Raw genomic sequence first — 19,424 nt, 5'->3', positions numbered from 1 at the left:
CGCTATCCACCGGATAGCTTCTGGCGCCCGTGGTTTTTTCGCCGCTTTATTTGGCGTTCAAAAGCTCGCCGACTTCGAGCAATACCAGCTCATTGTCGTCGGCCTTGTTAGGCTCGCGGCTGCTCGAAAACGGCAGGTTGTTGTCGTTGCCGACTACGATGTGGGTCGCGTCCACCACGTCCACGTTTTCAATCGTGAAGAAGGGGAACTTGAGCACGCCGTCATTGAGCGGCTTGCGCGCCAGCTTGTGGGGGTCGGCAATGTTCAGCAGGTCGATGTAGCCGACCTTGCGCACCGGCCCGCCGACGTTGGCGTCCGTCATTTCAATCTTGTAGACGCGCTTGAATTTGGCGATGTCGTGGAAGCAGTCGCTGCGCTTCTGGCCTTCGGGGCAGGCCTTGTCGGCCGTGCCTTCGCCGTTGTCGCGCTCGATGACCAGGCCGGTGGTGCCGTCAATCATGTTGAAGTCGCCGATGGCATTGCCGTTGGCTTCCAGCGGGTACATCCACGAGCGGCCGCTCCACTTGCCCGCCTGCACGTCGAACTCCAGCACGCGCAGGGCTTCCTTGCCGGCCACACGCTCATAGTCCTTGGCCTCGGCATTCCACACCGGGCCTTCGAGCAGGGCGTAGAGCTTGCTGCCGTCTTTCGACGAGGCCATGCCTTCAAAGCCCTTGGAGCGCTTGACCTGGAAGTCGACCGTGCCGCCGGGCGCGGCTGGCGTGGTCACGGCCGGGTGGTCGGGCGAGCGCACGACCTTGCCGTCCACCAGGGTTTCGAACACCGCCAGCACCTTGCCCTTGAGGTCGGCCTTGATCAGGAAGGGGCCGAACTCGTCGCCAATCCACAGCGCGCCGCCGGCGAACTGGAAGCTCTCGGTGTCGAAGTCGCTGCCGGTCAGGTAGCGGTTTTTGCTGCCTTCATGGACGATGCGAAACGGCACTTTTTTGTCGGGGTCGTGCAGGAAGACGGTTTCCAGCCGCTTCATGCTGCCGCCCTTGAAGTCGACCTTGTAGCGGTTCAGGTAGAGCATGGCGTCGGGCGAGTTCGCCTTGGCGCCAAAGCCGTTGTCCGTGATGATCCAGAACGTGCCGTCGGCCATCTTCTTGATGCCGGAATGGCCTTGCAGCGGCTGGCCCTTGAAAGGCAGGGACACGCCGGTGGGGCGGCCGGCCGACAGGCCCGGCACCGTGCCCAGCGCCTCGGTGCGCTGGCCGTTGGTGAACTTGCCGCTGACCTGCAGGTCCTGCGGCGCATCCTTGGGCGCGGGGATAAAGGATTGGGCGGGCATCACCGCATGGCCGGCCAAGGTGGCCGGGAAAGCAGCGGGCGACTGTGCCAGCGTGGGCAGGGGGGAGCCCAGCAGCACCAGCATCAGGGAAGAAAGAAGGCCGGTACGGCGCTTTGGCAAGGGGCGGGTGGTGCCGCCCAGGTCAGATAAGGACATGTGTCATCCAGGGTTAAAGGAAGACGCATGGTCGCCACCCGGTGTTACGCCGCGATGACACAGGGTGCTCGCTCCCGGCCTCGGCAAGCGGGAAATCGCCCCTGCTTTGCCCTATTGTCGAATTTTTCCGTTTCCGCTGACGATGGTCATCTCCACGAAACGCGAACCACTGCGCATCCCCGGGCGAAATCCGATGACATACCCTCCCAGGTCGAAGTTCTCCATGCCATCCAGGGCGGAAGTAAAACCTTCACGGGTGACACGCGAGCCTTGTCGCCGAGCCGCTTCAACAATCACCTTTGCCGCGATGAAGCCTTCCATCATGGCGTAGCTGATCGGAACATCCTGCGCTCCGGACGTTGCCGCGATGTCGTTGAACTCCTTGGAAAGCCGGTTTGTCAATTTGTAGGGGCTGGGCGTGACCTGGGCGATCGCGATGCCTTGCATCTGCTCTTCAGAAAGCCTTTTCGCCATCTGCTCAATGTCCGCGCCTGAATGCGCGAACAGCTGGGCCGTGCCTCCCGCCGAGCGGTATTTTTCAATGAAGCCGGCACAGGCGCTTCCGCTTGCAATCATGATGATCGCCTGCGGTGAGGCTGCCAGCATGGCATCGGCGGCCGCGCTCACGCGGCTGGTTCCGGCGTCATAACCCGCCGTTTGCACGATCGTGGCCTTGGCATTCGCGGCTGCCTCCTTTGCCGCCGCGATGAGCGGCGCAGCGTTCGGGCCATTTTCGTGGAACAAGCCGAGCCTGGTGATTCCCACCGTCGCCAGGTGCGCCGCGATTCTGGTGATTTCGTCTCGCAAGGTGGCACGCACGCCATAAAGTTGCGGGGCCTCCAGATTCAGTTCGGTCGCGCGGAAGCCGACCAGTGCGATGCGCTCGCGCTCCAATACGCCCGCGCTGACCAGCTGGGCGATATTGCGGCTTCCAAAGTAGCCGGCAAGCACCACGGGTTTGTCCTCGGCCAGAAGCGCGCGCGTCTGGTTCAGCGTTTCGTCGGGCTGGCCGGCGTCGTCACGGCGCGCCAGAATGAAGGTGTTTCCGTTCACTCCGCCCGCCTTGTTCACGGCGTTGAAATGCAAGCGCATTCCCGCTGCATATGCGCGCCCTTGGCTTGCTTCAGTACCGGTCAATGGTGCCACTTGTCCAATGACAAGCTGCGCGGCCAGTACTGACGACGTGATACCGCTTGCGATAGCCAGACCGGCCAGACGGCCGATCAATTGATTTTTTCTCATCTTTGCCCTCATCCTCGTTCTTATCTCGTTCTTATCCTCGGCCCCTCAACGAAGTCCAAATCGCCTGGACCGGCCATTGATTTTTCTTTATTCACGCACCGGCACTGATGCGATGTCCGGCACCGCCTGCCGTCGTTGGCGAGCCGCCGGGATGCGGCGGGGCCGAGACGATCGATGTCAAGGCGGGCTCGACGGCCTGCAGGCGGTCCAGCGCGGGGCGCGGCCGCCGCAGCTCATCCGATCCGGCAAAGGCCTGCTCCAGGGCCGCCGCCACGCCAAGCACATGGTGGTCCGCGCGGAAGTGGCCGACGATTTGCAGGCCGAAGGGCATGCCCGCATGGTCGACCCCGCAAGGCAGGCTGAGCGCCGGCAAGGTGGCCAGCGTCACGACGTAGGTCAAGGCCAGCCAGCGGTAGTAGTTGGCTTGCGGCTTGCCGGCGATGGTGTCGGCGTGCAGCGTTGTCCACGGGAAGGGCGACAGCGGCGTGGTCGGCGCCAGGATCACGTCATAACCCGCCATCGTGGCGTTGAAGCGGGCCAGGATGCGTGTCTGCTCGGCCTGGGCCCAGGCGCTGTCCAGCAGGCTCATCGCCGCGCCTATCTCGTAGTTGGCGCGCGTGTTGGGCCCCAGGCTGGCGGGGTCGCGTGCGTAGGCGTCGCGGGTCGCGGCCACAAAGGCCTCCGCGCGCAGCACGTCAAAGCAGCGGTGCACCTCGCCCAGGTCGAACTCCACCTTTTCGCAAATGCGAAACAGGTGGGACATGGCGCGGACCTTGCGGCCGAAGGTCTCCCGGATCAGGGGATCGACATCGCAGGCGCCGAAGTCCTCGGTCCAGCCGACGCGCAAGGCCCCAAGGTCCAGCGCCGGCGGATTCAGAAAACCGGCCGCATCGACCGGGTAACTGAGTGGGTCGCCCACGGCGGCGCCGGCCGAGGCGGCCAGTTGCTGGCAGGTGTCGGCGACGGTGCGGCCCATGGGCCCGACCACCGAGATCGGTGTCCAGCCTAGCGGCTTGCGCGAACTGGGCACCAGGCCCGGCGAGGGCCGAAAACCCACCACACCGCACAGGGCCGCCGGAATGCGCAGCGACCCGCCGGTGTCGGAGCCGGTGCATACCGGAAGCATGTCGCAAGCCAGCGCCGCCGCCGAGCCACCCGACGATCCGCCGGCATTGAGCCGGGGGTCGAAGGGATTGCCGGTGGCGCCCCAGACCGCATTGCGGGTGTTTGCGCCGGCGCCCAGCTCGGGCACATTGGTCTTGCCGACCACGATGGCGCCGGCGGCGCGCAGCCGCGCCACGAGCACGTTGTCGGCCGCGGGCACATGGTCGCGGTACAGCGCCGAGCCCAGGGTGGTCAGCAGGCCCTCGGTGGCCTCCAGGTCTTTCACGCCCATGGGCAGGCCGTGCAGCAAGCCCAGCGGGCGGCCCTGCATCACCGCGCGCTCAGCCGCCTTGGCCTCGGCGCGGGCGCGTTCAAAGCAGGTGGCCGTCACGGCGTTGACAAAAGGGTTGACCGCCTCGATGCGCTCGATGCAGGCTTCCAGCAGTTCGACGGGCGATACCTGCCTGGCCTCTATCAGGCGCCGTAGCTCCACCGCCGAGAGAGCTACCAGTTCCTTGCGGCTCGCCACCGTCAATCAATCCGGATGTTGGAACGCAGGGCGATCACGCGCATGCGGGGCAGCTCGTTTTCGATGCGCGCGGCGACCGCGGCAGCGGGCTCCCAGGCGGACTCGAGTCCGTTCGCGACGAGTTTTTCGCGAATTTCCGGGTCCTTCATGGTGTCAGCCAGCGCCTTCTGCAACTTGGCTTTGACATCCGCCGGCACCCCCTTGGGCGTGGCAATGGCCAGCCAGGAGTCGGCCGAGAAACCTTTGAAGCCGCTCTCCGCCACGGTCGCCACCGTGGGCATTTGCGTCGCGCGGCTCTCGCCGGTGACGGCGATGGCCTTGATCCTCGGCTTCGCCGCCTTCAGCTGCGGTAGCGCCGCCGCGACGGTGTCAATCGTGAAAGGGATTTGCCCGGCCATCAAGTCGTTCATCGCCGGTGCGCTGCCCTTGTAAGCGATGTGCTGCAGCTTGATGCCCGTGGTGCTCCACAGCATTTCGCCTGCGAAGTGCCCCGTGGTGCCGTTACCGAACGAGCCATACATGTATTTGTCCGGCGCGGCGCGCACTGCTGTGATGAGTTGCTTCAGGTCGTTGATCGGGACATCAACGTTGGCCAGCAAAACAAGGGGAACGCGTGCCACCATCCCGACAGGCTCAAAACTCTTGATCGGGTCGTAGGGCAGCTTGGGCATGAGCGCTGGATTCACCGTGAAGGTGGAACCAGAGCTGATCAGCAGCGTGTAGCCGTCCGGCGCGGCCTTGGCGACGAAGGCGGCGCCGACGACGGTGCCGGCGCCCGGACGGTTGTCGATGACCACCGGCTGCCCCAGGCGCTCGCCCAGCTTCTTGGCGACCAGCCGCCCGGCGATGTCGGTGGCGCCTCCCGGTGGAAACGGGATGACCAGCTGGACCGGCTTGGACGGATAGCCCTGCGCGTGGACACCGGCCCAGGGAGCCAGCAGGACCAGCGCCATGGCCAGGAGGAAGCGCTTCTCATACCTTGGTTTCATCATCGTACTGCTCCTTTTTGATACGGCACGGGCCGCGTTGATCAACCGTTGCGAAACAGGAAGCTGTAGGCATTGAGCGCCGGCACGCCGCCCAGGTGCGCGTACAGCACGCGCGAGCCGGCGGGAAATTCGCCGCGCCGCACTTTTTCAATCATCCCGTGCATGGACTTGCCTTCGTACACCGGGTCGGTCAGCATGCCTTCCTGCCGCGCGCACAGGCGGATCGCCTCCAGCGTGCCTTCGTTGGGCAGGCCGTACTCGGGGCCGCCGTAAGCGGTATCCAGCACCACGTCCTTCGCGGTGATGGGGCGGCCCAGCTCCACCAGCTTGGCGGTGTTCTGCGCGATGCGCAAAATCTGCGCGTGGGTTTTTTCCGGCTTGGCCGACGCATCGATGCCGATCACGCGGTCGGCCCGGCCGTCGGCCGCAAAGCCCACCACCATGCCGGCCTGGGTGCTGCCGGTGACCGAGCAGACCACGATGTAGTCGAACTGGAAGCCGAGTTCGGCCTCCTGCGCGCGCACCTCTTCGGCAAAACCGACAAAGCCCAGGCCGCCGTAAGGATGCTCCGAGCAGCCCGCCGGAATCGGGAAGGGCTTGCCGCCGGCCTTGCGCACGTCGTCCATGGCCTGTTCCCAGCTGGGGCGTATGCCGATGTCAAAACCGGCCGCGTCCAGCCGCACGTCGGCACCCATGATGCGCGACATCTCGATATTGCCCACGCGGTCATAGACCGCGTCGGAATAATTGACCCAATTCTCCTGTACCAGCACGCACTTCATGCCCAGGTGCGCGGCCACCGCCGCCACCTGGCGCGTCTGGTTGGACTGGATGCCGCCTATGGACACCAGCGTGTCGCAGCCCTGGGCCAGGGCCTCGGGGATCAGGTATTCCATCTTGCGGGTCTTGTTGCCGCCGAAAGCCAGGCCGCTGTTGCAGTCTTCGCGTTTGGCAAAGAGCTCGACCTTGCCGCCCAGGTGGGCGCTCAGGCGCTTGAGCGGCTGGATCGGCGTGGGGCCGAAGGTCAGCGAATGCCTGGCGAATTTCTGCAGCTGCAGCGGGTGTTGAAGGGGATGCTTGAGCGAAGTGGACATGAAGGAAGTTCCCGGTTGGAAGTAAAACTGAAGCTTGAAGCGACGATGAATCAAATCGTAGCCAGGCCCTCCTGCAATGAGTTGCTTAAGTAAGCAATAAAATGATCCAAAAAATCTTCCTTTTTAGAATTTGAATAATTAATTCCATAAATTCGGCTTTTTACGCAATATTTGTAGAATCCCCCCATGGAACACACGTTGGACCGCATTGACCGCAAACTCCTGAAGCTGCTGCAGCAGGACGCCTCCCTGCCCAATATCGAGCTGGCCGAAAAAACCAGCTTGAGCCCGCCCGCCTGCTCGCGGCGGGTGGCCAGGCTCAGGGAAGCCGGCCTGATCCGCAAGACGGTGGCGCTGGTGAACCCGCGCGCACTTGGCTACAACGGGCTGGTCATCATTGGCGTGGTGCTGGACCGCTCCACCACCGATTCCTTCGCGGCGTTTGAAAAATCCGCGGCCGGCCTCACCGGCTGCCTGGAAGTGCAGTTGGTGACCGGCGAGTTCGACTACTTCGTGAAGCTACGCATCCAGAGCATCGACTCCTTCAACGAACTGCATGCGTCGCAGCTGATAGGCCTGCCCGGGGTACGGCAGATTCGCACCTTTGTCTGCCTCAAGGAGGTGTTCGAGACCACGGTGATTCCGGTTTAAGCCGGGCTTTTGCAATAAGCTATGCGCATGTCGCCCAAAGCCAGCCTGTGTCGCCGTTTCTTCTTCATGCTGCTGTGCGCCTTCTGCGGCGCGGGCCATGCACAGGTGTTTGACCGCCTGTATGAAAGCAGCGCCCAGATCACCCTGGCCCAGCCGCTGCAATGGATCGCGGTGCCCAGGGATTCCATCGCATCGCCCGATGCCTTCGCCACCGGCGAATTCGCGGCCACCGCAAAACGCGCCTTCCAGCCCTACACCGATGACACCGTTCTTCCCACCTCGGACACGCAGGAAGTCTGGGCCAGCTTTGCCCTGCCCACCACGGAAACCCTGCAGACCTGGTACATCCGGCTGGCGGGCCAGGCGGTCTACAAGGTAAGCCTTTACTCGCGCGACACGCAGGGCGGCTGGCAGGTCCATGCCGCCGGCGAGGCAATCGCCCCCGCCTACTGGGCGCTGCGCACCCGCGTCCCGAGCTTTGAGCTGCAATCGCACACCGACCAGCCGCAGACCTACTACCTGCGCTTCGAACACCGCCGGCCCATCACCGAGCGGCCCATGCTGCTCACGCCCGTCGAATATATAGACGGCGCCTCGCGGGTCGGCGTGGTGATAGGCCTGATGTGGGGCATGTTCAGCGTGCTGGCCGTGCTGTGCCTGGCCGCCTTCAGCATGTCGCGCAGCAAGGTCTTCCTCTGGTTCGGCGCCGTGGTGGTCACGCTGATGTTCACGCAGCTGGTGCTGATCGGCTACGGCGGCTGGCGCATCTGGCCCTACAGCGTGCACCTCAACCAGGTCATGGGCTGGGTGTCGGCCACGGTGACCATGGCCGCGGCCGCCTGGTTCTGCGCCCAGGCCAGCTATGCGCGCGACGGCCATCCGCGCGTGTACCGGCTGCTGGCCGGCGTCACGGTGGGCAGCCTGCTCATGGCCTGCGCGTTCATGGTCCGCCTGGACTTCGTGCCGCGCGACCTGCGCAACCTGTGGCTGGCGCTGGCCACCGTGGCGATCCTCGCGAGCCTGGTCTGGATATCGCTGCGCGGCCAGGCCTGGAACCTCCTTTTATTGATAGGCGCCGCGCCCATAGGCGGGGCCGCGCTGGCGCGGCTTTCCTATAACGCCGGCTGGGTGCTCAACGTGGAATCGGCGCAGGCCGCGGGCGTGCTGTCGGCCATGGTGGGCCTGCTGTGGATTTTCGGGGTGCTCGCCTGGCGCAGCCGGGCGGCGCTGTTTTCCAACCACCGCGGCGCCGCCCTCTCGACCTACGATGCGGCCAGCGGCCTGATGCTGCCCCGCATCATCGAGGCCAGGCTGCCAGGCATGCTGCTGCGCGGCCGCCGGCAGAAGCTGGCCTGCGGCGCGATGATGCTGCACTGGCTCAACCAGGCGCCCAGCCATGACGAGGTGGGCGACTTGAAACGCGGCGCCGCGCTGTCGCGCATCGGCGAAATCCTGCGCCGCGCCGCGCGCGACGTGGACACCGTGGCACGCTGCGACGAAAACCATTTCATGGTGCTGGTCGAAGGCCCCGTCAGCCGCGCCGTGCTTTCCGAGATTTCCACCAAAATCCTGGCGGACTGCATACGCGCCTCCGAAAAGCAGGGCGAGGGCGACGCTTTCACCCTGCACATCGCCATATGGCACGACACCCCGCGCACGCAGACCGCCGCGGAGGTGACCGACCTGCTCAAGATACGCCTGCACCACATGGCGTCGGGCACCAAACGGCCCGTGCAGTTTGTCGATTCGCCGCTGGAACCCGGCAGCGCCGCGGCCGAAGAAGCCAGCCGGCGCGAAGACCTGGTGGCCAAGATCAACGCGATCGAGACCTCGCATCCCACGCTGGGGTGACGGCGGCGCGCCGGAGCGTCGCCCCGGTCAGCGACTGGGAAGCGGCAGGGCCGTCTTGTACCGGACCTGCTTGAGCGCAAAGCTCGAGCGGATTTTTTCGATCCCCGAAATCGGCGACAGCTGCTCGAGGATGAATTTTTCCAGCGCGCCTATGTCGGCCACCGCCACGCGTATCAGGTAGTCGCTGTCGCCCGACATCAAATAACACTCCATCACCTGGTCGTGCTCGGCGATGCGCCGCTCAAAGTCGGCCAGCGACTCCTTGCTTTGCGTGCGCAGGCTGATCGAAATAAACACATTGAGGCCCAGGCCCAGCGCCGCGGCATTGGCAATCGCCACATAACGGTCAATCACGCCGCCGGCCTCCAGCGCCTTGACACGGGCCAGGCAGGGCGAAGGACTCAGGTGCACACGCCGCGACAGCTCCACGTTGGACAGCGAACCGTCGCGCTGCAGTTCGTCGAGGATCTTTAAATCGAGGGCATCAAGCTGCATGATCTGTAAAAACCGGTTTTCACGGCATTTTATGCCTCTGAACAGCCAAATACCACGATATTGAGGCTACAAGTTCTGGACAAACCTGCGTACAGTTATTTTTGCCATGAACCATTCCATCCCCCATCATTTGCTGGCGCAGGCCGAGATGCCCGCCGATACCGATCCGCAGGAAACCGCTGAATGGCGTGAAGCGTTCGAGGCCCTGGCCCTCACCCACGGCCCAGCCCGCGCGCGCCACATGCTCAATGAATTGAGCCGCGTCGCGCGCAAGCAGCGCATAGGCTGGCAGCCCGAGCTGGCCACGCCCTATATGAATACCATCGCGGTGGACGAGCAGCCCGTGTTTCCCGGCGACCTCGCACTGGAAGAGCGCCTGGCCTCGCTGATGCGCTGGAACGCGCTGGCCATGGTGGTGCGCGCCAACCAGGCCGAAACCGGCGGCTCCGCCGAGCTCGGCGGCCATATCGCGAGTTATGCCAGCGCGGCCGACCTGTTTGAGACCGGCTTCAACCACTTCTTCCACGCGCGCGAAGGGGTGGCTGAAGGCCAGCACCGCGGCGACCTGGTGTTCTTCCAGCCGCACAGCGCGCCGGGCGTCTATGCGCGTGCCTACCTCGAAGGCCGGCTCAGCGAACAAGACCTGGGCTTTTACCGCCAGGAACTCAGCGCGCCGGGCCAGGGCGCGCAAGGCCTGTGCAGCTACCCGCATCCCTATTTGATGCCGGACTTCTGGCAGTTCCCGACCGGCTCCATGGGCATAGGGCCGATCAGTTCCATCTACCACGCGCGCTTTATGCGCTACCTCACGCACCGGCGTTTGCTGGACTGCGCGGGACGCAAGGTCTGGGGCGTGTTCGGCGACGGCGAGATGGACGAGCCCGAATCCATGAGCGCGCTGACCCTGGCCGCGCGCGAAGGCCTGGACAACCTGGTCTGGGTCGTCAACTGCAACCTGCAGCGACTGGACGGCCCGGTGCGCGGCAACGGCCGCATCATCGACGAGCTTGAAAAACTGTTCGCTGGCGCCGGCTGGAACGTCATCAAGCTGGTCTGGGGCAGCGACTGGGACGGCCTGTTTGCGCGCGACCTCACCGGCGCGCTGACACAAGCCTTCGCCCAGACGGTGGACGGCCAGATGCAGACCTTTGCCGCCAAGGACGGGCGCTTTAACCGCGACAACTTCTTCGGCCAGAACGCCGAACTCGCGCGCCTGGCCCAGGGCATGACCGACGAGCAGATAGACCGCTTGAAACGCGGCGGCCATGACCTCGTGAAAATCCACGCCGCCTACGCCGCGGCGGCCAACCACCAGGGCCAGCCCACGGTGATCCTGGCCCACACCAAAAAAGGCTACGGCATGGGCAGCGCCGGCCAGGGCAAGATGACCACGCATTCTCAGAAGAAATTCGACGGCGAAGATCTCATCGAATTCCGCAACCGCTTCAACCTGCCGTTGTCCGACGAGCAGGCCAAAAACCTGGCTTTCTACAAACCCTCCGCCGACAGCGCCGAGATGCAGTACATGCATGCCAGGCGCGCGGCGCTGGGCGGCTATTTGCCGCGCCGCGAAACCGCATCCGACGTCGTCGACATCCCCGCCCTGCCCTCCTACGCCCAGTTCGCGCTGGCCGCCGACGGCAAGGACATGAGCACCACCATGGCCTTTGTGCGCATGCTGGGCGGCCTGCTCAAGGACACTGCGCTGGGCCCCAAGATCGTGCCCATCGTCGCCGACGAGGCGCGCACCTTCGGCATGGCCAACCTGTTCAAGCAGGTCGGCATTTACTCCAGCGTGGGCCAGCGCTACGCGCCCGAAGACATTGGCTCGGTGTTGAGCTACCGCGAGGCGCTGGACGGCCAGATCCTGGAAGAAGGCATCAGCGAGGCCGGCGCGCTGGCCAGCTGGACGGCCGCCGCCACCAGCTACAGCGTGCATGGCCTGGCCATGCTGCCCTTCTATATCTATTACTCCATGTTCGGCTTCCAGCGCGTGGGCGACCAGATCTGGGCCGCCGCCGACCAGCGCGCACGCGGTTTTTTGCTGGGCGCCACCTCGGGCCGTACCACCCTGGGCGGCGAGGGCCTGCAGCACCAGGACGGAACCAGCCACCTGGTCGCCGCCACCATCCCCAACTGCAAGGCCTATGACCCGGCCTTCGCGGGCGAACTCGCCGTGATCCTGGACCGCGGCATGCGGGAGATGATGGTCGAGCAGAAAGACGTCTTCTATTACGTCACGCTGATGAACGAAAACTACGCCCAGCCCGACCTGCGGCCCGGCGCCGAGGCCGACATCATCCGCGGCTGCTACCGCTTCGACAGTTTCGCGCCCGCAGGCGGCAAGGCTGCCGGCGAAGTGACCCTGATGGGCTCGGGCGCCATCCTCACCGAAGTCATCAAAGCCGCGCGGCAACTTGCGCAGCAGGGCATCGCCGCCACGGTCTACAGCGTGACCAGCTGGAGCGAACTCGCGCGCGACGGCGCGGCCTGCCAGCAAGCGGCGCTCAACGGTGAAGCGCACGCAGAAGCCTTCGTCGCGCAACAGTTGAAGGCCAGCACCGGCCCCATCATCGCCGCCACCGACTATGTGCGCGCCGTTCCCGAAAGCATTCGCGCCTTCCTGCCCGAAGGCCGGCGCTACCTGACCCTGGGCACCGACGGCTTCGGCCGCAGCGACACGCGCGCCGCGCTGCGCGAGTTTTTCAGCGTCGATGCGCAAAGCATCGTGAAGGCCGCGCTGCACCTGCTCAAGCCGGCCTGAGGTTCTTAGCCGGTCAGCTGGGCGGCCGGGCCGCACCGGCCCCGGCTCCAGCGTGCCCCCAGGGCACGCTTTCACACATCACCCCTGCTTCGTGACTTCGCGCGGGCCTACGCCTGCCCGCGACGAATGCTCGCGCCTCGCACAGGATTCGTGAACGCAAACAAAAGAAACCAGAACATCCCACAAAGATTGTCCGCACAAAGACCATCTCTCCTCTCTTCGAAGGGTGCGCTCAGTAAGCTTCAAAACATTCTGTATCGCGAACAAACACGCTTTCCGCGCAAGCTCCTTCACATGATCATGGGAAACATCAGTGGCTATACCCACAGCGTCGCCATCGAGCTTCAGTGCTCGGCGGCCATGGCGGCCGCCCTGATGATGTCCCGGCACTGGCCCAGGCGCCTTGCGTTCGACACTGGTGTTTCATTCCAAAACGATGGCCATGGCTTGGCCCATTTCACGCATCGCTCCCGCCTCCTGATCCGCATGATGCTTGCCGCACTGGTGGGTTGCGCCCTGCCTTGCGGCGCGGTCAGCCTCGGGGACGCCACGCTGCTGTCCAGCCCGGCCCAGCCGCTGCGCGTGGAGATTGAACTCGCCTCGGAGATGCAGCCCGGCCTGCAGGTCAAGCTGGCCTCCGAGCAGGCATTCCGTGAAAACGGCATCGCCTACCCGACCTGGCTGGGCAATGCGCAAGTCTCTTTGTTGCAGGCGCAGGGCCTGCGCAGGCGCGCCGCGCTGCTGCTGCAGGCTCCGCAGGCGGCGCAGACACAGATGGTCGAACTGGTGCTGGAATTTTCCTGGCCCACCGGCAGCAGCCAGCAGCTTTATGTGCTGATGCTGGATGCCCCGACCCAGCCCAGGGATACAGCAGAAGTTGCCGCAGTCCCGGTCCCTGCGATAAGCGCGCCGCCGGCGGACAGCATCGCTGAGCCTGCTCCCAACAGCCCTGACCTCACCCCGGCGGCCGATGCAACGCGACCCGGCCTGCTCAAAGGCATGACGTTCGAAACGGCGCTGCGCTTTCCCTTCAAGAATCGCGAGCATGCCGGCGTGGTCTCGGCGCGAAACGGCAAGCCATCCTCTTCGCAACCCAAACAAGACCGCCTGCGGCTTGCCAAAGCCAGATCCGCCCAGGCCGACCGCATCGCGCAGGAGCGCCGCGAGGCCGACCAGCAGGCACGCATGCGGGAGCTGGAACTCAACGCACGGCAAATGCGCGAACTTGCCGACCAGGTCGCGGCCGCGACGCCGCCGGCCCCCGCACCTGTCGCGGCTTCCGCAGCAGTCTCATCGGCCGTCGCGCCGGCACCCAAGGCCGCACCCCTCCCACCCCAAAAGCCTGCCCATCCCGTCCAACGCACCTCTGCATCCATCTGGCCCTGGGTGCTCGCGGGGCTCACCATACCGCTGTTCACCGTCTGGGCCCTGCGTTTCTGGCTTGCACGTCGCCGCCCCGAATTCACCGACAGCGTGGGCGCTGCGGGCTCGGTCTTCGAACTCAGCCCGGACGAAGCCGAACGCGCCTACAGCGACTACACGCAGCAACGGCAGGCGCCGGTACGCGCGGATGCATCCCGCTTGGAAGAAGCCCGCGCGCTGTTTGTCGTTGGCCGCTTCGGCGACGCACAACAGCAGCTGGACACGGTGCTTCGCGAGAACCCGCGCAACCATGAGGCCTGGTTCCTCCAGGCGCGTGTGCTGTGCGCCCAAGGCGACAGTGCCGGCCTTGCGCGGCGCATGCCCCTGATCAAAAAGCTCACCGGCGAAACCGGCGAACTGTGGGACCGCGTACTGGTCCTCGGCCACGAGTTGGACCCCGCCAATCCGCTTTACCAGTCAGCCATACTCCAGCCCCCGCCCCAGGAGCGGCCTGTATCGCCTGCGACGCAGGCGGCGCCACCGGACCACCAGAAACCGACCGTGCCCAGCAGCGCCAGCAGCGCCGTCGACGACGCGCTGCGCATGGCCACGGCCTATGGAGCACGCCCCGCATGAGCTGCGCCCCTCCTCCTTGTCTCACTCAGGCCTGCGGCCCGCCCGGCCGCCGCCTGGCCTCGCCTTCTCTTTCTGGTTTCCCCCTCAGTTCCCTTGCCATCGCCAACATCAACAGGAGCCAAGCATCATGAAACATTGTTCATCCAATACCCGCCGCCAAGGCGGCTTCACCCTCGTCGAAATCGCCATCGTGCTGATGATCGTCGGCCTGCTCATAGGCGGCATCCTGCGCGGCCAGGAGCTGATCCAGTCGGCGCGCGTGCGCAACATCATTGACCAGAAGTCGGCTATCCAGACGGCCTATATCGGTTTTATGGACCGCTATCGCATGCTACCGGGTGATTTGACGGGGGCCCAAGCCGCAACCGTGGGAAATGGTGCAGTGGCTTCGGCTGTCAATCCAGGGACTGGAGTCATCACATGGGGTTCCGAAGGCATTCTCTTTTTTCAGAATCTCACGGCTGCGGGTTTTCTTTCCTGCGGTGCATGTATGACTGTACTCGGCAATGGTGCGGCCACCATCGCCAATAGCCCCACCAATGTGTACGGCGGTCTCGTCAGCGCCGGTTTCGTCGCCAGCGTCAACGCAATCAACGGTGGCTGGCTTGATACGAATGCAGGCCTTAACCGCCTGATTCTCACGACAGGAGAAACCGTCCCCTCACAAGTTCTGGCCGAAGTGGATCGAAAAGCCGACGACGGAGTGCCCGGAAACGGTCAGCTCCGGTTTTTCGAGACGGCAGGTACGACCGCAACTGGCGCAATTTGCGCGCCCGTTCCCGTTCCCCCTCCAGTTGGCGCCACTCCTGCCGATGGCTTATGGGCCAACCCCAGCCAGGCTAATTGCCAGGGTGCCTGGCTGCTTTGATTTTCTGCAGGATGTCCCAATGAACCCTGTCCGCGCCATAAGCGGCTTTGCCGCCGCACTGCTGGCCGGCTGCGCGGTGCCGCCGCCACCCGCCAGCCAGCAGCACATAGGCATGGCCGAACTGGCCAAGGCACCCGCAGCCCCAACGGCGCTGCGGCCCGTGCGCCTGCCGGCGCTGCCGGCGGCGCCCCAGCCACAGGCGCAGCAGGAACTGTTCAGTGTGGTGGTCAGCGAGGTGCCGGTCAAAACCCTGCTGTTCGCGCTGGCGCGCGACAACCGGCTCAACGTGGACATCGCGCCCTCGGTGGCCGGCCAGGTCACCCTCAATGCCACCGACCAGACCCTGCCCCAGTTGTTTGAACGCATCGCGCAGCAGGCCGAGCTGCGTTATGAAATGACGGGCAACACGGTGCGCCTGCAGCGCGACACGCCCTACCTGGCCCACTATGCGGTGGACTATGTGAACCTGAAGCGACAATCGTCCAGCCAGACTTCCGTATCTTCCCAACTCAACAATGGAACCACCGCAGGCTCGTCGAACGCCAACATCAGCAATGCCGCCGACAATCAGTTCTGGGACACACTGATCAACAATGCCTGCCTGATCATCGGTGCGGCCAACCTGGAGTTCAAGCAAAGAGAAGACGCGGCCCAGAAGCAGGACCGCGACCGAGAACGCGACGACAGGCTGCGCATCGCAATGGAGCTTACGCGCGCCGCGCCGGCCAGCGTTTCCGCCACCGGTACCGCCACGACCCGATCAGCCACCAACGAAACGTCCGATGTCCTCAAGCAAGTGCTCGGGACAAAAGACACCGCGGACAAAGTCGAATGCGGCAGCGGTTCAGCGTCTTCGGCTGGCGCGTCCGGAAACGCTACGGCAAGCTCCGGTTCCAGCGCCAACAACATCGTGGTCAACCGCGAAACCGGCCAGTTGTCGGTCTACACCACATCACGCGGCCACGAGCAGTTCCGGCAATTCCTTGACAGAATCAGTGCCAGCGCGCGGCGCCAGGTGCTGATTGAGGCCACCATTGTTGAAGTCACGCTGTCCAATGCCTCCCAGCAAGGCGTCAACTGGCAAAAAGTGGTGCAGGGAGGGCTGCTGCGCGGCCTGAGTTTTCAGATGTTACCCTCGGGCACGGGCTCGTTTTCCGGCACGCAGGATGCCTCGCTGCTGCGCATGAGTTACACCAGCGGCAGCGGTGACTGGAGTGGCATTATTTCGCTGCTCGAATCCTTCGGCCAGACGCGGGTACTGTCCAGCCCCAAGGTATCGGTGCTCAACAACCAAACGGCCGCCCTCAAGGTGGTGGACAACTATGTCTACGTCACCATCGGTTTCACGCCGGCCGTGCGCACGCTCAGTACTACCGGGCAGCTGGTTGAGACTTCGCCCCCCACCTACACCTCCAACCTCAATTCGGTGCCCGTGGGTTTTGTGATGACCGTGACGCCGCAGGTAGCCGAGAGCGGAGAAGTCACGCTCAACGTACGACCCACCATCAGCCGCGTGGTGCGCGAAATCATAGACCCCAACCCCGCGCTGCTGACGGCGACCCCACCCATCGTCAACCGCATTCCGGTGGTGCAGTCGCGCGAACTCGAATCCGTGCTGCGCGTGCAAAGCGGCGAGATCGCTGTACTGGGCGGCCTGATGCAGGACGCGAGCAATGACGGCGAAGACGCGGTGCCCGGCCTTAGCCGCATCCCGCTGCTGGGCGAGGCCTTCAAGCAAAAGCAGCAGACGCGCAGCAAGACCGAGCTGGTGGTATTTCTGCGGCCCGTGGTGGTGGGCGATGCCTCGCTGAACGGCGACTACAAGGCCTTTAAACCGCTGCTGCCCACGTCCGGCTTCTTCAAGGACGCGGCGCCGGAGGCCATGGGCCGAAAGCCGCTGGAAACGCCGCCATCCCGCTAACTCGACAAAGCCCATGAAGCCCTCCCTTAGCCTCCTGCCCCTCCTGCTGCTGTGCGCCGCTCCCCTGGCGTGGGGCCAAGCCAAGCCAAATGCCGCCGCGCCAGCCCAGGCCGCGGCCGTATCGCGCGAGCCGGACATCCGCATCACCCGCCGCAAGCCCGCACCCGTGGTGGACGCCGACGTCAAACGCGGCTATGAAGCCCTGCAAGCCGGACGTTACGGTGAAGCACGAAGCGCCTATGAGCAGGCCTTGAAGCGCGACGGTGCCTTGCGCGATGCCTTGATAGGCCTGGCCTGGAGCCAGGAAGGGCTGGAAGACCACCAGGGTGCGCAGGCCGCGCTACGCCGCCTGCTCGAGCTGTACCCGCGCGATGCCGAAGCACTGGCCGCGCAATACCTGGTGGGAGGCGGCATTCCCGGCGATGCGACCGCCCGTTTCAAGCTGCTGGCCGAGCGCAGTGAACGCAACGCCCCCTTGCATTTCGCGCTAGGCGTGATCCATGCCGAGCAAGGCCGCTGGGGCGAGGCGCGCCTGTCTTTCGAGCGCGCGGCGGCACTGGAGCCCGGCCAGCCCGATTACCTCTACAACTTCGCGCTGGCGCTGGACCGCCTGGGCCAGGGACCCGAGGCCATGCGGGCTTATGTCAAGGCCCTGAACCTTTCCTACCGCCAGCCCGCCGCCTTTAACCAGGAAGCGGTGCGCAACCGCCTGCGCGCGCTAGCCGCGCCGGCCTCCTGAACTCAAACAGTAGCCGCCCATGTCCTTGGCACCCCCACCCCACCAGCAGGACCAGCCGGTGGCCATGCGCAAGGCGGAGCGTGAGCTGGCCGAAGCCCTGCTCCAGCAGCGGCGCCTTTCGTCCTCCCAGCTGGCCATCGCCCTGGCCGAAAAACGCCTGCGCGGTGGCAGCCTGCATGCCCAACTGGCCGGTTTGGGTTTTGTGGGCGAACTCGAGCTGCGTGCCTTGCGCGCGCAGCTGCACCAGTTGCCCGAAGTCGACCTGCTGACCCGGCGCCCCGACCCCACCGTGCTGCAACTGCTGGCCGCACCCTTGGCGCGCAAGCACGGCGTCTTGCCGGTGGAGATGACGGCCCAGGGCGAGCTGCTGCTGGCCGTCGACGAAACCGACAACCTGGTGGCGCTGGACCAGATCAGCGCCCACCTGCGCGCCAAGGGCGTGCCCCGTGTGCGCCTGGCATTGGCGACACCGGACGAGCTGGTACGCGAGATCGACCGCGTCTACGGCGAACGCCCCAACGTGGACGCCCTGCTCGCCGCCAGCGGCAAAGAGCCGCCGGTGGACAAGCTGATCGAAGCCATCGTCCACAACGCCTACGACAGCCTCGCCTCGGACATCCACTTCGAGCCCGACGAACATCTGCTGCGCGTGCGCAACCGCGTGGATGGCGTGCTGGTGCAGGCGCACCTGCTGCATGCCTCGATGTGGCCGGCCCTGGCGGTCAAGCTCAAGGTCATGGCCGGCATGAACATCGCCGAAAGCCGGGCCGCGCAGGACGGCCGCTTCTCCATGGAGGTGGGCGCGAGCCGCATCGACTTTCGCGCCGCCTGCCTGCCCACGGCCCATGGCGAGAACATCGTGCTGCGCCTGCTGGACCGGCGCCGCAGCATAGTCCCGCTGGAGCGGCTTCAGCTGACCCAAACCGTCATGGACAGGCTGCACTCGCTGATGAACCGGCCCGAGGGCATTGTGCTGGTGACCGGCCCCACCGGCAGCGGCAAGACCACCACGCTGTATTCCATGCTGGCCGAGATCAGCACCGAAGCGGTCAACGTCATGACGCTGGAAGACCCCATCGAATACCCCCTGCCGCTGATACGCCAGACCCAGGTGACCGACAAGATTGGTTTTGCCGAAGGCGTGCGTGCCCTGATGCGGCAAGACCCGGACGTGATCCTGGTCGGTGAGATCCGCGACTCGGAAACGGCCGAAATGGCTTTTCGCGCCGCCATGACGGGCCACCAGGTGTTCGCGACACTGCACACCAACTCGGCCCTGGGCGCAGTGCAGCGCTTGCGCGACATCGGCGTGTCGGCCGAAATCCTGGCGGGCAACATGATAGGCGTGATAGGCCAGCGCCTGGCGCGGCGCCTGTGCCCGCACTGCAAGACGCGCCGCCCGCCCACCGCGCACGAAAAAATCCTGCTCGAGCTGCCCGACGACGAGCACCCCCTGTACCAGTCCGCGGGCTGCGCGCATTGCAGCCAGCGCGGCTTCCTGGGCCGGGTGCTGCTCATGGAAGTGCTGTGTTTCGACGAAACCCTGGATCACCTGGTGGCCAAGCACGCCAGCCACATCGAGCTCGCGCGCCATGCGCGCGCCGAGGGTTTCACCTCGCTGCGCGACGATGCGATCCGCTACGTGCTGGCCGGCCACACCACGGTCGAAGAGGTCGGCCGCGTGGTCAACCTCGCGGCGCATTGACGCGCGGCAGACAAAAAGAGGACAGGG

14 protein-coding genes are annotated in these 19,424 nt (G+C 65.1%); 8 read left to right on the top strand and 6 right to left on the bottom strand.

What is annotated here, in order from left to right:
- Positions 1 to 46: 46 nt before the first annotated feature.
- The 5 genes from BLQ85_RS15830 to BLQ85_RS15810 all read right to left on the bottom strand — a co-directional run bounded on the left by BLQ85_RS15830 (position 47) and on the right by BLQ85_RS15810 (position 6,369).
- Positions 47 to 1,375: an esterase-like activity of phytase family protein gene (locus BLQ85_RS15830; protein WP_074578179.1), complete on the bottom strand. Its 1,329-nt coding sequence runs from the start codon at positions 1,373 to 1,375 to the stop codon at positions 47 to 49.
- 183 nt (positions 1,376 to 1,558) lie between these two features.
- Positions 1,559 to 2,689 (bottom strand): ABC transporter substrate-binding protein, encoded by a 1,131-nt coding sequence (locus tag BLQ85_RS15825; protein WP_074578178.1) that lies wholly within the window; start codon positions 2,687 to 2,689, stop codon positions 1,559 to 1,561.
- A gap of 91 nt (positions 2,690 to 2,780) precedes the next feature.
- Entirely contained in the window at positions 2,781 to 4,322 is a 1,542-nt protein-coding gene (locus tag BLQ85_RS15820) for an amidase (protein WP_074578234.1), read from the bottom strand.
- 2 nt (positions 4,323 to 4,324) lie between these two features.
- Positions 4,325 to 5,311 carry a Bug family tripartite tricarboxylate transporter substrate binding protein gene (locus tag BLQ85_RS15815; protein ID WP_139201025.1) on the bottom strand — a complete coding sequence of 329 codons (987 nt, stop codon included), beginning with the start codon at positions 5,309 to 5,311 and terminating at the stop codon, positions 4,325 to 4,327.
- A gap of 41 nt (positions 5,312 to 5,352) precedes the next feature.
- The gene (locus tag BLQ85_RS15810) at positions 5,353 to 6,369 is read right to left on the bottom strand and encodes a 1-aminocyclopropane-1-carboxylate deaminase (RefSeq protein ID WP_074578233.1); all 1,017 of its coding nucleotides are present in this window, start codon (positions 6,367 to 6,369) and stop codon (positions 5,353 to 5,355) included.
- A 222-nt stretch (positions 6,370 to 6,591) separates the two neighbouring features.
- Between BLQ85_RS15810 and BLQ85_RS15805 the strand changes: the two genes are divergently transcribed.
- Both BLQ85_RS15805 and BLQ85_RS15800 read left to right on the top strand, forming a co-directional pair.
- A complete protein-coding gene (locus BLQ85_RS15805) occupies positions 6,592 to 7,056 on the top strand; it encodes an Lrp/AsnC family transcriptional regulator (protein ID WP_074578176.1) in 465 nt (154 codons plus the stop codon).
- 27 nt (positions 7,057 to 7,083) lie between these two features.
- Positions 7,084 to 8,907 (top strand): sensor domain-containing diguanylate cyclase, encoded by a 1,824-nt coding sequence (locus BLQ85_RS15800; protein ID WP_175456131.1) that lies wholly within the window; start codon positions 7,084 to 7,086, stop codon positions 8,905 to 8,907.
- A gap of 27 nt (positions 8,908 to 8,934) precedes the next feature.
- On the opposite strand, the gene BLQ85_RS15795 is transcribed toward BLQ85_RS15800, so the two are convergent.
- Complete coding sequence (locus BLQ85_RS15795) at positions 8,935 to 9,402, bottom strand: Lrp/AsnC family transcriptional regulator (RefSeq protein WP_074578174.1); 468 nt, start codon at positions 9,400 to 9,402, stop codon at positions 8,935 to 8,937.
- A gap of 106 nt (positions 9,403 to 9,508) precedes the next feature.
- Between BLQ85_RS15795 and mdeB the strand changes: the two genes are divergently transcribed.
- From mdeB to BLQ85_RS15765, 6 genes are all read left to right on the top strand, one after another.
- Positions 9,509 to 12,166 (top strand): alpha-ketoglutarate dehydrogenase, encoded by a 2,658-nt coding sequence (gene mdeB / locus BLQ85_RS15790; protein WP_074578173.1) that lies wholly within the window; start codon positions 9,509 to 9,511, stop codon positions 12,164 to 12,166.
- Between the two features lie 300 nt (positions 12,167 to 12,466).
- Positions 12,467 to 14,164 carry a type IV pilus assembly protein FimV gene (locus BLQ85_RS15785; RefSeq protein WP_139201013.1) on the top strand — a complete coding sequence of 566 codons (1,698 nt, stop codon included), beginning with the start codon at positions 12,467 to 12,469 and terminating at the stop codon, positions 14,162 to 14,164.
- Positions 14,165 to 14,291: 127 nt separating this feature from the next.
- Positions 14,292 to 15,032, top strand: a complete 741-nt coding sequence (locus tag BLQ85_RS15780) for a prepilin-type N-terminal cleavage/methylation domain-containing protein (protein ID WP_074578171.1) — start codon at positions 14,292 to 14,294, stop codon at positions 15,030 to 15,032.
- Between the two features lie 19 nt (positions 15,033 to 15,051).
- Positions 15,052 to 16,953, top strand: a complete 1,902-nt coding sequence (locus tag BLQ85_RS15775) for a type II secretion system protein GspD (protein ID WP_074578170.1) — start codon at positions 15,052 to 15,054, stop codon at positions 16,951 to 16,953.
- A gap of 13 nt (positions 16,954 to 16,966) precedes the next feature.
- A complete protein-coding gene (locus BLQ85_RS15770; protein ID WP_074578169.1) occupies positions 16,967 to 17,692 on the top strand; it encodes a tetratricopeptide repeat protein in 726 nt (241 codons plus the stop codon).
- A gap of 19 nt (positions 17,693 to 17,711) precedes the next feature.
- Positions 17,712 to 19,397: a GspE/PulE family protein gene (locus BLQ85_RS15765; protein WP_254806451.1), complete on the top strand. Its 1,686-nt coding sequence runs from the start codon at positions 17,712 to 17,714 to the stop codon at positions 19,395 to 19,397.
- Positions 19,398 to 19,424: the final 27 nt, after the last annotated feature.

It is taken from the genome of Polaromonas sp. JS666, assembly GCF_900103405.1.
Classification (GTDB): domain Bacteria; phylum Pseudomonadota; class Gammaproteobacteria; order Burkholderiales; family Burkholderiaceae_C; genus Polaromonas.
This window is presented reverse-complemented; position numbering and strand designations above follow the sequence as displayed.

Bases quoted from the DNA above. Each gene is read 5' to 3' on its own strand.
- BLQ85_RS15795 (WP_074578174.1), bottom strand. From the start codon at position 9,402: ATGCAGCTTGATGCCCTCGATTTAAAGATCCTCGACGAACTGCAGCGC.
- BLQ85_RS15775 (WP_074578170.1), top strand. From the start codon at position 15,052: ATGAACCCTGTCCGCGCCATAAGCGGCTTTGCCGCCGCACTGCTGGCC.
- BLQ85_RS15830 (WP_074578179.1), bottom strand. From the start codon at position 1,375: ATGCTGGTGCTGCTGGGCTCCCCCCTGCCCACGCTGGCACAGTCGCCC.
- BLQ85_RS15815 (WP_139201025.1), bottom strand. From the start codon at position 5,311: ATGAAACCAAGGTATGAGAAGCGCTTCCTCCTGGCCATGGCGCTGGTC.
- mdeB (WP_074578173.1), top strand. From the start codon at position 9,509: ATGAACCATTCCATCCCCCATCATTTGCTGGCGCAGGCCGAGATGCCC.
- BLQ85_RS15765 (WP_254806451.1), top strand. From the start codon at position 17,712: ATGTCCTTGGCACCCCCACCCCACCAGCAGGACCAGCCGGTGGCCATG.
- BLQ85_RS15770 (WP_074578169.1), top strand. From the start codon at position 16,967: ATGAAGCCCTCCCTTAGCCTCCTGCCCCTCCTGCTGCTGTGCGCCGCT.
- BLQ85_RS15780 (WP_074578171.1), top strand. From the start codon at position 14,292: ATGAAACATTGTTCATCCAATACCCGCCGCCAAGGCGGCTTCACCCTC.
- BLQ85_RS15785 (WP_139201013.1), top strand. From the start codon at position 12,467: ATGGGAAACATCAGTGGCTATACCCACAGCGTCGCCATCGAGCTTCAG.
- BLQ85_RS15805 (WP_074578176.1), top strand. From the start codon at position 6,592: ATGGAACACACGTTGGACCGCATTGACCGCAAACTCCTGAAGCTGCTG.
- BLQ85_RS15800 (WP_175456131.1), top strand. From the start codon at position 7,084: ATGTCGCCCAAAGCCAGCCTGTGTCGCCGTTTCTTCTTCATGCTGCTG.
- BLQ85_RS15825 (WP_074578178.1), bottom strand. From the start codon at position 2,689: ATGAGAAAAAATCAATTGATCGGCCGTCTGGCCGGTCTGGCTATCGCA.